The organism is Colwellia echini (genome assembly GCF_002843355.2).
GTDB lineage: Bacteria > Pseudomonadota > Gammaproteobacteria > Enterobacterales > Alteromonadaceae > Colwellia > Colwellia echini.
Window position 1 is genome coordinate 85,502 of record NZ_PJAI02000010.1, and the last position, 15,557, is coordinate 101,058.

The following is a 15,557-nucleotide window of genomic DNA, read 5'->3' on the forward strand; positions in this document are numbered from 1 at the left end:
GATTTTATTTACAACGTAGCATGTAACTCTTGAATTGACGTTACAGTGTTTCTATCGTCAGCTGAGTGAGCCTGACATGCAGCAAATGCAGCATTTAACGTTGTGGTATAAGCCACTTTATAGCGAAGTGCTCCGCCACGCAATACTTTTGAATCTTCAATCGCTTTACGACCTTCAGTAGTATTGATGATATAGCTGTATTCACTATTCTTAATTCTATCAAGAATATGCGGACGACCTTCATGTACTTTATTTACACGACGAACCGGAACACCTGCTTCACGTAAAATAATCTCAGTACCATGTGTTGCATCTAACTCGTAACCTAACGCAACCATTTGTTTAGCTAAGTCTACAACACGGCCTTTATCACTGTTACGCACAGAAATTAATGCACGGCCATCTTTAGGAACAGAAACACCAGCACCTAAGTTAGCTTTAGCAAAGGCTTCTTCAAATGTTGTACCAACACCCATTACTTCGCCTGTTGAGCGCATTTCTGGGCCAACAAGTGGGTCACTACCGTGGAATTTATTAAACGGAATAACCACTTCTTTAACTGAGAAGTAACTAGGGATAACTTCTTCAGTAACACCTAATTCTTTTAAGGTTTTACCAGCCATCACTTGTGCGCCAATTTTAGCAATAGCAACGCCTGTCGCTTTTGATACAAAAGGAACAGTACGAGCAGCACGAGGGTTAACTTCAATAAGGTAAACTTCGTTGCCTTTAACAGCCATTTGCGTATTCATTAAGCCAATTACACCTAACTCGAAAGCTAAGTCAGTCACTTGCTTACGCATAACGTCTTGTACTTCTTGACTTAAGCTATATGCTGGTAATGAACATGCTGAGTCACCTGAGTGAACACCCGCTTGTTCAATGTGCTGCATAATACCGCCAATAACTACATCAGTACCGTCACAAATAAGGTCAATATCTACTTCAATTGCATCATCAAGGAAGTGATCAAGTAATATTGGCGAGTCATTTGAAACACTAACCGCTTCTGTCATGTAACGACGTAAATCTTCTAAGTCGTATACGATTTCCATCGCACGACCACCTAATACATAAGAAGGACGAACAACTAATGGGAAACCGATAGACTCTGCTTTAGCCATTGCTTCATCAACAGAGGTTACGGTAGCATTTTCAGGTTGTAATAAACCTAAACGGTCAACAGCTTGTTGGAAACGCTCTCTATCTTCTGCACGGTCAATTGCATCTGGTGAGGTACCAATAATTGGTACACCAGCGGCTTCTAGAGCACGCGCTAGTTTAAGTGGTGTTTGGCCACCGTATTGAACAATAACGCCTTTTGGCTTTTCAATACGTACAATTTCAAGTACATCTTCAAAGGTAATAGATTCAAAGTATAAGCGATCAGATGTATCGTAATCGGTTGAAACCGTTTCAGGGTTACAGTTAACCATGATAGTTTCAAAACCGTCATCACGTAATGCTAATGCTGCGTGTACACAACAGTAATCAAATTCAATACCTTGACCAATTCTGTTTGGACCGCCACCTAAGATCATGATTTTGTCATTATCAGTAGGATTAGCTTCACATTCTTCATCGTAGGTTGAGTACATGTAAGCTGTGTCTGAACTAAACTCAGCAGCACAAGTATCTACACGTTTGTATACTGGGTGAATATTAGCTTTTTCACGCTTTTTACGAATTTCAGACTCGTTTACACCAATAACATTAGCTAAACGCGCATCAGCAAAACCTTTACGCTTAAGTTTACGTAAACGTGAAGCGGTTAGTGACTTCATGCCACCTTCAGCTACTTTTTGCTCTTCTTTAATTAAGTCTTCAATTTGTACTAAGAACCAACGGTCAATTTTAGTCGCGTTGAATACATCTTCAATTGTTAAACCTAGGCGGAATGCATCAGCAATATACCAAATTCTGTCTGCGCCAGCTTCTTGAAGCTCGTGCATGATTTTAGTTTTAGCGCCTTTTTTAGTTACATCAACAATTGGGTCAAAACCACTTACGCCAACTTCTAAGCCGCGTAATGCTTTTTGTAATGATTCTTGTTGGTTACGGCCAATAGCCATAACTTCACCAACTGATTTCATTTGTGTGGTTAAACGGTCTTCAGAGCCAGCAAATTTTTCGAAGTTAAAACGAGGAATCTTAGTAACTACGTAATCGATTGTTGGTTCAAATGATGCTGGTGTTTTACCGCCAGTAATATCATTAGATAATTCATCAAGGGTGTAACCTACCGCAAGTTTTGCTGCGATTTTAGCAATAGGGAAACCTGTTGCTTTAGAAGCTAATGCCGATGAACGAGAAACACGTGGGTTCATCTCGATAATAACCATACGGCCAGTATCAGGACAAATACCAAACTGTACGTTTGAACCACCAGTTTCAACACCAATTTCACGTAGTACCGCTAATGAAGCGTTACGCATGATTTGGTATTCTTTGTCTGTTAATGTTTGGGCTGGAGCAACAGTGATTGAGTCACCCGTATGAATACCCATAGGGTCAAAGTTTTCAATTGAACAAATAATGATACAGTTATCATTTTTGTCACGAACCACTTCCATTTCATACTCTTTCCAACCAATTAATGATTCATCAATCAATAATTCTGATGTTGGAGAAAGATCTAAACCGCGAGTACAAATTTCATCAAATTCTTCGATGTTATAAGCAATACCGCCGCCTGAGCCACCCATGGTAAATGATGGGCGAATAATACAAGGGAAACCTAAGCGTTTACTTGCTTCATGCGCTTCGTCAATAGTGTGTACTATTTCAGCACGTGGACATTCTAAGCCAATGTTTTTCATTGCCTTATCAAAGCGCTCGCGGTTTTCAGCTTTGTCGATTGCATCAGCGGTAGCGCCAATCATTTCAACGTTAAATTCTTTTAATACGCCTTTGGCTTCTAGCTCAAGTGCACAGTTTAATGCTGTTTGGCCACCCATTGTAGGTAATATCGCACAAGGACGTTCTTTTTCTATAATTTTACGTACAACTTCCCAATGAATTGGTTCAATGTACGTTGCATCTGCCATCTCTGGGTCTGTCATTATGGTCGCAGGGTTAGAGTTAACTAAAATAACTCGGTAACCTTCTTCACGTAATGCTTTACATGCTTGCGCACCAGAATAATCAAACTCACAGGCTTGGCCAATTACTATTGGGCCAGCGCCTAAGATCAAGATACTTTTTAAATCAGTTCTTTTTGCCATGGTTCTCTTTCTCTCTTGTCTTGTGAGTCTATTTGCTTTCTTTAAATACTTTTATTAAATCAATAAAATGATCAAATAACGGCGCTGCATCGTGTGGGCCTGGGCTTGCTTCAGGATGACCTTGGAAGCTAAACGCTGGTTTATCAGTACGATGTATACCTTGTAGTGAATCATCAAATAATGATTTATGAGTAATAGTCAAATTGCTTGGTAAGTTTGCTTCATCAACAGCAAAGCCGTGGTTTTGTGAAGTAATCATTACCACATCACGTGCAAAATCTTTTACCGGATGGTTAGCACCATGATGACCAAACTTCATTTTAACTGTAGTAGCACCACTTGCTAAGCCTAATAGTTGATGGCCTAAACAAATACCAAACACTGGAATTTCAGTTTCAAGGAATGTTTTAATCGCTTCAATAGCATAAGTACACGGTTCAGGGTCACCAGGTCCATTTGATAAGAAAATACCATCTGGGTTCATGGCAAGTACTTCACTTGCTGGCGTTTGTGCTGGTACTACTGTTAACTTACAACCACGGTCTACTAACATACGTAAGATGTTAGCTTTTGCGCCAAAGTCATAAGCAACAACATGAAACTCTAAGTTATCTGGTTTAGTGAAACCTTTACCAAGTTCCCAACTACCAGCTGTCCATTCATATTGTGTTTTGGTTGAAACAACTTTAGCTAAATCCATACCTTTAAGACCTGGAAATGCTTTTGCTTGAGTCAATGCATCAGCAAGTAGTGCTTCGTCATTTACATCTTCAAGCGTTAAGATACAGCCGTTTTGAGCACCTTTTTCACGTAAAATGCGCGTTAATTTACGGGTGTCAATATCAGCAATACCTAGAATATTGTTTGCGATTAAGTAATCGCTTAAGTTCTGCTCGTTGCGAAAGTTACTAGCCAGTAATGGCAAATCGCGAATAACAAGACCTTTAGCAACAATGCTATCAGATTCTTTATCTTCACTATTAGTACCTGTGTTACCAATATGCGGGTAAGTCAGGGTAATAATTTGCTCTGCATATGATGGATCGGTAAGAATTTCTTGATAACCTGTCATTGAAGTGTTGAATACCACCTCACCAACAGCCGATCCTTGTGCACCAATTGCGGTGCCTTTAAAAACAGTGCCGTCTTCAAGCACTAAAATAGCAGATGTAGCCAATGTAACCTCCCAAGAAGAAATAAACGTAAACGCGCATATAATAGCAGTTGCTCCATGCTTTTGCTTTGTACTGTACTTCCTGTACATTAAGTCTAAGCATATCTGACCCTAAATGTCAGACATATAATTTGTCTCAAAAATGACTTTTCAGCTAAATTTTTGACAAAATCCACTTATTTTACGCTTGTAGCGCTCTTTCGTCTAGTAATAAAGTGTAAAAACACCGTCTTTTCTGGTCTTTCCTAATATTTCAACGCCAAAGCCCTGAAAAGACGAGTTATCTATGTAATGCTGTATTCGTACTTATGCTGTACTAAAATAAAAAATTAATCTTTTAAACCAAGTACATCTTGCATATCATAAAAACCTGCGTCAGCATCTTTCAACCAAAATGCAGCGCGCATGGCACCTAATGCGAAAGTCATACGTGAGCTTGCTTTATGCGTAATTTCAAGACGTTCGCCTAAATCCGCAAAAAATGCAGTGTGTTCGCCAACAATATCACCGGCGCGCACGGTAGCAAAACCAATGGTTTCACGGTCACGCTCACCAGTAATACCTTCTCGACCGTATACCGCAACTTTATTTAAATCACGACCTAAAGTATCAGCGATCACTTGCCCCATTTTTACTGCAGTACCAGATGGCGCATCTTTTTTGAATCTATGATGTGCTTCAAAAATTTCTATATCAGTATATTCGCCAATAGCTTTTGCTGTTATTTGTAATAACTTAAACATTAAATTAACGCCTACGCTGGTATTAGGCGCTAAAATTACAGGCATAGTTTTACCTGCGTCTTCAATTATTTGTACTTGCTCATCAGTAAAGCCCGTAGTACCGATAACTAATGCTTTTTTATGTTCATTACACCAGATAATGTTATCAAGCGTTGTTTCTATTGAAGTAAAATCAATGAATACGTCAGCATCAGACATTTGTGATAGTTCGGTTGAGGTTTTAATCCCTATAGTGCCAATACCCGCTAACTCGCCTAAATCAAAATCGACGAATGATGAACTGCTACGCACGCTTCCACCCACTAGCTCTATACTTTCATGTTCATGAGCTGCTTGGATTAAATTACGTCCCATACGGCCACTACAACCTAAAATAGCTACTTTTACTTTCATATTTTTCTCTATTGTTTTTAAAATACTACACTTAACCTAATGACTTGTTACGGCTTATTACTCTATCCAGCTCGATATTAATAATATAAAACGCGTAAGATAAGCGCCAAATTGTAAAACTGGCAAATTTTCTTATTCGAAATCCAAGTTACTAAACCTGCTTATAATGTGGTTTAACATCAGTTTAGTGTGATTATTCTTACTTACCAGTTAAAAGTCTCATCTAAACTCAAAGAACATTCTAAATCGTGTGAGGTAACGTTAATAATTTCTAACTTTTCACCTTGTTGTACCACATGATAAATAGCGGTAAAATCGGCATAAACCTCACCGTCGGCATCGATAAAGTCCCAATCGACACACACTAGACTCAATGAGTCTGTTACTACACTAAAAGATGCCTTTTGTGCTACTATACGGCTAATATTACCTTCTTTAAGTTGTGAAAAAATGGTGCTAAATTCACTCTCACAATCTTCTTTGCTGTTAAGTAAGGTAATTTGCTCTGGGGTATTTAAGGTACATGGCAAATGATAACAACGACTGACCTTATCAATATCGTATTCAATAAAAGCTTCTTGGTAACTCTGAAAAAGTTGTTGTAATTTTAGTGTAATCGACATCGTATTTATTTCCTTTGAGTATTAAATAAGCAAATCAAATTTGGTGATTGGTTTTAGCTTAAAAAAAAGCCCTCATTGAGGGCTTAATCAGTATACGTTGTTAATTACTTGATGCTTAATAATTCAACATCAAATACTAACGTAGCATAAGGTGGAATAGCACCTTGTGAACCACGCTCACCGTAGGCTAAATCATAAGGGATAGTTAACTTCCACTTACTACCTTCTGTCATAAGTTGCAATGCTTCAGTCCAACCAGCGATAACGCCATTAACTGGGAACTCAGCTGGTTGACCGCGTTGAACAGAGCTATCAAACACATCGCCATTAGCGAATGTACCGTGATAGTGAACAGATACAACACTGTCTGCAGATGGCTTTTCGCCTTCACCCGTAGTAATTACTTCATACTGTAAGCCTGATTCAGTCACAGTAACTTCATCACGCTTAGCGTTTTCAGCTAAAAAAGCTTCGCCTTCAGCTGCGGCTTCTTTTGCTGCAGCTTGCTCTAGTTCTTGTAACTTTTGAGAAATAACAGAAAATGCTGCGTTTAGATCTTCATCTGAAACTTGGCTAGCTGCATCAACAAGAGCATCTGCAATACCTGCTTGAACAGCAGTAATGTCGAATTCTTTAAAAGGGTTGTTGCGTAGTTGATCGCCTAGTTGACGACCTACGCCATAGCTAACACGTTGCTCAATAGTATCAAAACTCATTGGTATATAAACTCCAGACTAAATGTCTTTTTTTAATGATAAATATTTACTCAAACCAACTAAAATAAGTAGTGGGTTTAAATTTAGCGAAATTCTAACATAAAATCGATAATACGAACAACGGCAAATAATTAAGAAGATCAAATAAAAAAGCGAGTTACTTAACGTAACTCGCTTTTTTATTTGACTCTAAGTTTAACTTTAGAGGTCTGTAAAAACTTACCTGTTATTTATGCTGAATTAGCATTTCATCAAATGTGTTCTCAATATCGTTTTCTACTTTAGCTGAAAGCTTACTACCAATATAAATCGCTAATGAACAGATTATAAAACCAGGGACGATCGAATACATTAAACTCGCTAATGTTTGCCCATTAATAGTAAATGGAGCATGAGTCCAAATTATAACAGTTAGAGCGCCACTAACCATACCAGCTAGTGCGCCATTTCTTGTCATACCTTTCCAATATAATGCGCCTAGAACAACCGGACCAAAAGCAGCACCAAAACCGGCCCAAGCATTACTGACTAAATTTAATATACTGCTATTACGATCGTATGCTAAGTAGATGGCAACCAAGGCAACAACAAAAACAGAAACTCTACCAACGAGTACTAATTTTTTCTCACTCGCTTCACGATGTAAAAAAGCTTTATAAAAATCTTCGGTAAGTGAACTAGAAGTAACTAATAATTGTGATGATATAGTACTCATTATTGCAGCTAATATGGCTGCTAATAAAAAACCAGCAATTAACGGGTTGAATAAGACTTGGGATAACACGATAAAAATGGTTTCTGGATCATCTAACTTTATACCCGTTTTGGCAACATACGCAAAACCTGCTAAGCCTGTTGTCATAGCACCAATTATAGCAACTATCATCCAACTCATACCTATACGGCGAGCTTTAGGCATTTCTTTTACGCTTCTAATCGCCATAAATCGAACAATAATATGTGGTTGCCCGAAATAACCTAAGCCCCAAGACATAGCTGAGATAATACCAATAGCGCCAACACCACTAAAAATGTTTAACATTTCAGGATTTATTGCCGCAATAGTCGTTTGCATTTCTGTAATACCGCCTACTTGATTAATTGCCACAATTGGCACCAAAACTAAGGCAATAAACATTATACAACCTTGCACAAAATCCGTTAGGCTGACCGCTAAAAAACCACCAAATAAAGTGTAAGCAACAACAACACTTGCTGTTACATATAAACCCACTTCATAATTTAAACCAAATGAACTTTCAAAAAGTTTACCGCCCGCAACAATGCCACTTGAAGTATAAAGGGTAAAGAAAACAACAATAACAATAGACGAAACGATTCTTAATAAACGGGATTTATCATTAAATCTATTTTCAAAAAAATCGGGCAAGGTAATCGAATCATTAGCGACTTCAGTATAAGTTCTCAGCCTAGGAGCGACAAATACATAATTAAAAAAAGCACCAAGCACTAAACCAACAGCAATCCAAAGGCTGCTTACCCCCGTTAAATACATAGCCCCAGGTAAGCCCATTAACATCCACCCACTCATATCTGACGCACCAGCAGAAAGTGCTGCAACACTTGGTGATAAACTGCGCCCACCAAGCATATAACCAGAAATATCACTGGTTGATTTTTTATAGGCATATAAGCCAATAAGAAGCATGACAATAAAATAGAGCGTTAAAGAAATTAGAGTGCCTATAGCCAAAATTGTTACCTTTTTATTAATTATTAAATTTAACGTGCTGATAAACTATCAAAATTAGCTAAACAATGGAACCTTAGCAACCAAAGTCAGAGAGTTAGTGGGGTGTATTTACCAGTAAATTAGATGTATGTAATTGAATAAACGCTAATCAACAACACGTTAATTGAAAAACAGTGTAAAAAAACAATGCAAAAAAAACAGCTATACCATATATTAAATAATAGTTAACTTTTAAATAATGAGCTAGTTACTTACCTATATGAATTTTTATGCTGCAAGACAACCCATTTTAGATAGAAGCAAAAAACTCTTTGCTTATGAATTACTTTTCCGTGACGGCATAGATAATGTGTTCCCCGATATTGATGGCGATGAAGCGACTAGTAAAATGATAGAAGCTAGTCAATTTAATATGGGCATCAGTGAATTTACGGGTAATAACCCTGCTTTTATTAACTTTACCCTTGAAACATTAATTCAAGGGTATCCTGAAATGCTTATGCCTGATGAACTAGTTGTTGAAATTCTCGAAACAATTAAGCCAGGTAAAAAGTTACTATCTTTATGTAAAGACCTACACAGTAAGGGCTATACCCTTGCTTTAGATGACTACGAACATCAAAGTGTTTGGTTACATTTTTTCCCTTATATCAAAATCATTAAAATTGATATACAAATAAGTAACTTAGAAGAAATAAAACAAGTATTAACAGCGGTGAAAGATTATCCTCATATTAAAATGCTTGCTGAAAAAGTAGAAACATATGAAGAGTATGATCAAATGCTGCAATTAGGGTTTGATTATTTCCAAGGCTATTTTTTCGCTAAACCTGAAATGATGAAAGCAAAAAGCTTATCTCCTTCACAAGTGGCCATGGCTGAGCTTCTTTATGAAACATCAAAAACCGAGTTAGATTTAAACGCTATCACCAGTGTGTTTGAACGTGACGTAACTCTTTCTTATAAATTGCTACGTTATGCCAACTCAGCTATTTTTAAACGCAGAACAGAAGTATCTACCATTAAGCAAGCCCTGGTTATCTTAGGGTTTGGAGAATTAAAACGTTTTATTGGTTTAATGTTTGCCGTAACAGCAAACCCTGACAAACCTTCTGAATTAATTAATTTAGCCATGACACGGGCAAAATTTTGTGAGTTAGTTGCAGAAGATATCCGTTCACAACTTGATGTTTCTATCGCTTTTTTAACTGGGTTACTGTCAATGATTAATGCCATATTGGATGAAGATATGGCGGTGATATTAGAGAAGCTACCTTTATCACAAGAGATTAAAGATCCTTTGTTAACAAATAAAGGCGTTATGGCGGCATTAATTAAACTAGTTGCTCTGATCGAGCAAGCCGAATGGGATAAAACGGTTATTGTCATGGATAAATTGAAACTAGATAAAGATAAAGTGGTAGCACATTATAATGAAGCACTTGCTTGGGCTGATGAACAAACACAAGCCTTGGCTTAAGTCTAAGTCTAAGTCTAAGTCTAAGTCTAAGTCTAAGTCTAATAAATACTAAACAAAGCCGTTGTTAAAAATATTTTAATTAACACTAATTGTGTATAAAACATTAATTAAAGAACTAAACAAAAGGTCAATTATTTTTATAATTGACCTTTTTTAGTACAAGTCCCCAATCAATAGCATGTTTAAGTTTAGTAAAAGGCCAATAAATCACGTAAAGTGTAAATACTCGCTAACAAGGCGTTGATGCATAAATTATTTTTAAAATTATGACTAATAAAATATCTTCAAAACAACAGTTTCTCTCTCTATTGCCGTTTGCACTTTTTTTGGGACTATTTCTTGGTACAGGAATCATATTAACCATTCAAAGTGTTGATTTTGCTTTTTACCAACTCCCTGCCAGTATAGCTATCATACCTGCGGTGGTTTTATCGATTATCTTAGGTAAATTGACAACACACAGCTCAATTGACAAGCAAATAGAACAATTTATACGTGGTGCAGGCCACAGTAATATAACCACCATGTGCATTATATATTTACTCGCAGGTGCTTTTGCCGTTGTAGCTAAATCAACGGGTAGTGTTGATGCAAGTGTGCAATTAGGCTTAGCTATATTTCCTGACTATTTGTTATTGCCAGGTTTATTCTTAGTCGCTGCTTGCTTGTCTACAGCAATGGGGTCGTCCATGGGTACAATCGCTGCTATTTCACCTGTCGCGCTCGGTTTTATTGATTCAGCGAATATAGATGCAGCATTGATCGCAGGTTGTTTGATATCCGGGGCTATTTTTGGTGATAACTTATCAATAATATCAGACACAACAATAGCCTCTACCCGCAGCCAAGGGGCTGAGATGAAAGACAAGTTTAAAGTGAATTTTAAGTTTGCTATACCCGCCGCACTTATATGCTTAATTATTTTTACACTGCTGGGTAGTGAAGTAAATAATCCCGTTAATAACGAAACTGCTATTACTGGATTAATTCCTTATATTGTTATTTTAGGTTTAGCCTTGATGGGAGTGAATGTTTTTGTAGTGCTAATTATAGGCATAATTTTAGCGGCAATTATTGGTATGTTTACTAACGGATATCAATTGTCACAATGGCTAACAGATATCAACGCTGGCTTCGCTAACATGCAGGACATATTTATATTATCATTATTTATTGGTGGTTTGAGTGAATTAGTACGTCAACAAGGTGGAGTAACAGCATTAACTCGCCTTATAAAAAATTTATCGAGCAAGTTAATACCTAATAATAATAAACGCGCCGCAGGATTAGGGATTGCGAGCCTAGCCTTTATCAGCAATTTTTTTACTGCAAACAATACGGTATCAATTATTGTGATTGGTGATACCGCGAAGAACCTTGCTGATGAGGGGAATTTATCACCCGCAGAATCGGCAAGTTTACTCGATATTTTTGCTTGTATTAACCAAGGTTTATTACCCTATGGAGCACAAATACTGCTACTTGGCGCAAGTTTACAAATATCCCCCTTAGCTATTGCTAGCCACGCTTTTTATCCTATGGTGTTGTTTTTTGTTGCAGGCTTTGCCTTTTGGAGATATACCACTAAGGGCTAACACGTACATATACAATTAGCTGTGTGGCTATTTCATAACTTGTTGAGATAAATAATCAGTTGTTACACGTAATAACTCTTCCGCGTTACTTTGGTCTTCAGCTAAACGACCATCTTTAGCTAATACATTGAACAAATGATTTGAATTCTTAATTAGATACATTGAAGCTTTAGCTTGTTTAGCGCCCTTAATTAACGATAGTGAACTTTCCCATGGTACAGTTTTATCTGCATCACCAGCAATAGCAAGCAATGCACCTTGATAACTAGCCATTTGAGTAAGGCTGGTATTATCTCTAACTTGCTCAAACCAATTTTTACTAAAGTTTAATGGATGAGGAAACCAAGGAAATTTTATTGCAGCAAAACCATTTTCTTTAGCTTCTGGCCAAAATTGCTCAAAAAAAGGTTTAAAATTAGTTACCCCATCTCCAGCAACACTTGACCATGTCACCATAGATAGAACAGGTATTTCGGTATTCATCGCTGTTAGTTGAGCAATTAATCCCCCTTGGCTAAAACCTATTAAATGTACATTTTTATTATCTATATGCTTTTGTGCTTTTATTTGATTATATACACTTACAGTATCCCTTACGGCACTCTCAAGATCATACAATTGATAATCAACAGTGCTTTCACCGGAGCCTGCAAAATCAAAACGAATAGATGCGATATTTTGTTTCGCTAATTTTTCTGCCATACGTGTAAATAAGCCACCTACTTCATTTTTTTGTGAAGCTGTACCATGTAGCATGATCACAATTGGATATTTTTTTTCTTGAGTTAGTTTTGGCAACGTGAGAATTGCAGGGATGGGGTAATTTTTCCCTGTTATTGATAGTTTTTTTTCAACAATTTCGGCATGAGCCCATGCGCTTTGAAAAAGTAAAACTATCGATAGGACTACAGATAATAATGGTATATTTTTGACTATTTTCATATAACTAAAACCTCATGTGAATGTGAATGTGAATAAATATAATAGATAATGCATGATTTGAGGGCAATTGCTCTAGTTTAATTGCTCGCATAACTCATATAAGCTGAGACAATTTTCATATGTACGCCATTCCAATGGGCTTCAACGACATACAAGGACGTTAAATTTAGACACTTAGCAGTGAACTTATCAGGCAAGCAAAAAACTTACCAGTTAACCTAAAAAATAAAAAAAGATATTAATTAACAATGGATTTATAAATAAACCTATTAATAAAAAATTTTCAACAAGAGTTATAGAAAGTAATAGATTAACCCTTTAATTTTTTAGATATTTAAATTTAAAAGCAAACAAAGCAGTGCTTGTTCGGTCATTAATCTGATGACAAATTGCAAACAAGACTTTATGTCATTACTAGGTAGTAATGATGATCTTTTTACACGCTTTTGACAAAGGTATAACTCTCTAGACAAGATTGATGAGGCTCTAGCGATTGAGGATGGGAAAAATCAACGCACCAGACAACTTGGCAAGATATTCGACAAGCGTATTAAAAAGAATAGTGATATGCCATCTCGACAAAGTTTGCTGCGATGAAGGCTTTATTACAACACGCACAGCATATGAAGTGCTACGCAACAACTACACTAAAGAATCTAAATTCAAGTTCACTAATTTAATGGACCTGGTATTAGGCACGTTTAATGTTGAAGTATTTATCACCTTAAGCATTTCATCAAGCAGCTATAATTTTTAAAAGCTATAGATCTGGTTATTTGTGTTTATATTGACTTAGCTAGTGCTTATGTATTTATATGATGACGTAATAACTTTAATCAGTCGTTAAATCGTTTTTAACTATATTTTTTTAACAGCACGACTAAATCATCTTCAGTTAATATTTCCACACCTAAATCTTGCGCTTTAGTTAGTTTAGAGCCTGCTTTATCTCCCGCTACAACAAAATGAGTATTTTTAGAAACACTGCCTGATACTTTAGCTCCTAACGTCTGCAGGGCTGACTTTGCTTCAGATCGTCCCATTTGAGTTAAAGTACCAGTTAATACAAAGGTTTGATCAACAAGTGGTAACTCACTCGCTGTTTTCATTTCAATTTCTGGCCAAGTCATTATTTCACTTAAACTTGTTACAACGATTAAGTTATGTTCTTCTTTAAAAAAGTTCACTATATTTTTAGCAACAATAACCCCAACATCAGGCACCTTTTGTAAATCTTCAAGGCTTGCTGTTTTAACTGCTTCTAAGGTAAAAAAATGATTAGCTAAATTAGCAGCCGTAGCTTCACCAACTTCACGTATACCCAAGCCGTAAATAAATTTAGGTAAAGTTGTTTTTTTAGCAGCTTCAAGACCAGCAATTAAATTAGTGGCCGATTTTTTACCCATACGCTCCATAGTACTGACTTGAATTTCAGTCAGTTTAAATAAATCAGCCGGGGTATTAATCAGTTTCTCATCAACAAGTTGCTCCGCTAACTTATCACCTAATCCGTCAACATCATGCGCTTTACGAGAAGCAAAGTGTTTTATTGCTTCTTTGCGTTGTGCCGCGCAAAACAACCCCGCGGTACAGCGCAAAACAGCCTCCCCCTCAGGTTTAGCAACAGCAGAGTCACACACTGGGCACGTACCAGGAAAGACAATATCAATCGCATTCAATGGTCGTTTATCAATAACGACACTAACAATTTGTGGAATAACATCCCCCGCGCGGCGAATAATTACGGTGTCATTTATTTTCAAACCTAAACGGTTAATCTCATCTTGATTATGAAGTGTTGCATTCGATACCGTTACCCCACCTACAAAAACAGGCTTTAATCTCGCTACTGGGGTTATTGCCCCAGTGCGCCCCACCTGAAATTCTACATCATCTACTGTGGTTAGCTCTTCTTCAGCTGGGAATTTATACGCAATAGCCCAGCGTGGCGCTCGCGCTACAAAACCTAAACGTTTTTGTAACGATATATCATCAACCTTTAATACCGTGCCGTCTATTTCATAACTTAAACCATTGCGCTTGGCTAAAATATCTTGATAAAAGGCATCACATGCTTGTTCGGTGTCTAGCAATCGAACTTCTGGGCACATAGGTAGACCAAGAGCCTTGATTTGACAAAGTCGTTGATGATGAGAGTTAGCAAAAAAAGTATCGGTTAAATCTAGATTGTCGATAGTTTCACTTCCACCAGCATCAGCAAACGTTACTTCGCCAACAAAACCTAAGCTGTAGGCATAAAACGCTAAATTACGCTTAGCTGTAATTTTCGAGTCAAGTTGTCGTAAACTTCCTGCGGCTGCATTACGCGGGTTAGCGAAGCCTTTTTCGCCACGTTTTTTAGCTAACTCATTTAAAGCATTAAAACTTGCCTTGGGCATAAATACTTCACCACGTACTTCGACGATGGCCGGAAAATCTTTACCTGGTACTCCCATTAGTTTCAAAGGAATCGATTTAATGGTACGAATATTAGTGGTAATATTTTCGCCGACACTACCATCACCTCGGGTCGCAGCTTGCACAAGTTGGCCCTGCTCATAACGTAAACTCACTGCCAAGCCATCAAGTTTAGGTTCAGCACAAAATGTTAATGCTTTAGTATTATTTAAGCGGTCTTTTACACGTTTAACAAAGGCATGGAAGTCTTCTAAAGAAAATACATTATCAAGTGAAAGCATTGGTAATTGATGCGTTACTTGACTGAATGATTTAAGTGCCTGCCCACCAACCTTCTGACTTGGTGAGTCTAGTGTTTTAAGCGAAGGGTTCGCCGTTTCTAATGCTATTAATTCATTCATTAATCTATCATATTCAACATCAGGTACGGTTGGCTGATCGAGAACATAATACTCATGATTATATTGATTGAGTTGTTGCTGTATTTGGCTAATTTTTTCTTGGGCATTTAACATAATAATTATTCACTAAAAGT

Annotated in this window: 10 protein-coding genes; 2 read left to right on the forward strand and 8 right to left on the reverse strand. The window is 37.2% G+C overall.

Going from position 1 to position 15,557, the window contains the following annotated elements:
* Positions 1–8: 8 nt before the first annotated feature.
* From carB to putP, 6 genes are all read right to left on the reverse strand, one after another.
* Entirely contained in the window at positions 9–3,224 is a 3,216-nt protein-coding gene (gene carB, locus CWS31_RS10325) for a carbamoyl-phosphate synthase large subunit (RefSeq protein ID WP_101345001.1), read from the reverse strand.
* Between the two features lie 28 nt (positions 3,225–3,252).
* The gene (gene carA, locus CWS31_RS10330) at positions 3,253–4,401 is read right to left on the reverse strand and encodes a glutamine-hydrolyzing carbamoyl-phosphate synthase small subunit (protein WP_101345002.1); all 1,149 of its coding nucleotides are present in this window, start codon (positions 4,399–4,401) and stop codon (positions 3,253–3,255) included.
* Positions 4,402–4,727: 326 nt separating this feature from the next.
* A complete protein-coding gene (gene dapB, locus CWS31_RS10335) occupies positions 4,728–5,534 on the reverse strand; it encodes a 4-hydroxy-tetrahydrodipicolinate reductase (RefSeq protein WP_101345003.1) in 807 nt (268 codons plus the stop codon).
* 203 nt (positions 5,535–5,737) lie between these two features.
* Positions 5,738–6,157: a hypothetical protein gene (locus CWS31_RS10340; RefSeq protein ID WP_101345004.1), complete on the reverse strand. Its 420-nt coding sequence runs from the start codon at positions 6,155–6,157 to the stop codon at positions 5,738–5,740.
* A gap of 104 nt (positions 6,158–6,261) precedes the next feature.
* A complete protein-coding gene (gene bamJ, locus CWS31_RS10345) occupies positions 6,262–6,873 on the reverse strand; it encodes a BamJ family beta-barrel-assembly machinery protein (protein ID WP_211355823.1) in 612 nt (203 codons plus the stop codon).
* Positions 6,874–7,099: 226 nt separating this feature from the next.
* On the reverse strand, positions 7,100–8,587 hold the full coding sequence (gene putP, locus CWS31_RS10350; protein ID WP_101345006.1) for a sodium/proline symporter PutP: 1,488 nt from the start codon (positions 8,585–8,587) through the stop codon (positions 7,100–7,102).
* Between the two features lie 259 nt (positions 8,588–8,846).
* Between putP and CWS31_RS10355 the strand changes: the two genes are divergently transcribed.
* Entirely contained in the window at positions 8,847–10,067 is a 1,221-nt protein-coding gene (locus CWS31_RS10355; protein ID WP_101345007.1) for an EAL and HDOD domain-containing protein, read from the forward strand.
* 266 nt (positions 10,068–10,333) lie between these two features.
* Positions 10,334–11,662: a Na+/H+ antiporter NhaC family protein gene (locus CWS31_RS10360; RefSeq protein ID WP_101345008.1), complete on the forward strand. Its 1,329-nt coding sequence runs from the start codon at positions 10,334–10,336 to the stop codon at positions 11,660–11,662.
* A 27-nt stretch (positions 11,663–11,689) separates the two neighbouring features.
* On the opposite strand, the gene CWS31_RS10365 is transcribed toward CWS31_RS10360, so the two are convergent.
* Together CWS31_RS10365 and ligA are read right to left on the reverse strand one after the other, a co-directional pair.
* Entirely contained in the window at positions 11,690–12,604 is a 915-nt protein-coding gene (locus CWS31_RS10365) for an alpha/beta hydrolase family protein (protein WP_101345009.1), read from the reverse strand.
* Positions 12,605–13,458: 854 nt separating this feature from the next.
* Positions 13,459–15,537, reverse strand: a complete 2,079-nt coding sequence (gene ligA, locus CWS31_RS10370) for an NAD-dependent DNA ligase LigA (protein WP_101345010.1) — start codon at positions 15,535–15,537, stop codon at positions 13,459–13,461.
* Positions 15,538–15,557: the final 20 nt, after the last annotated feature.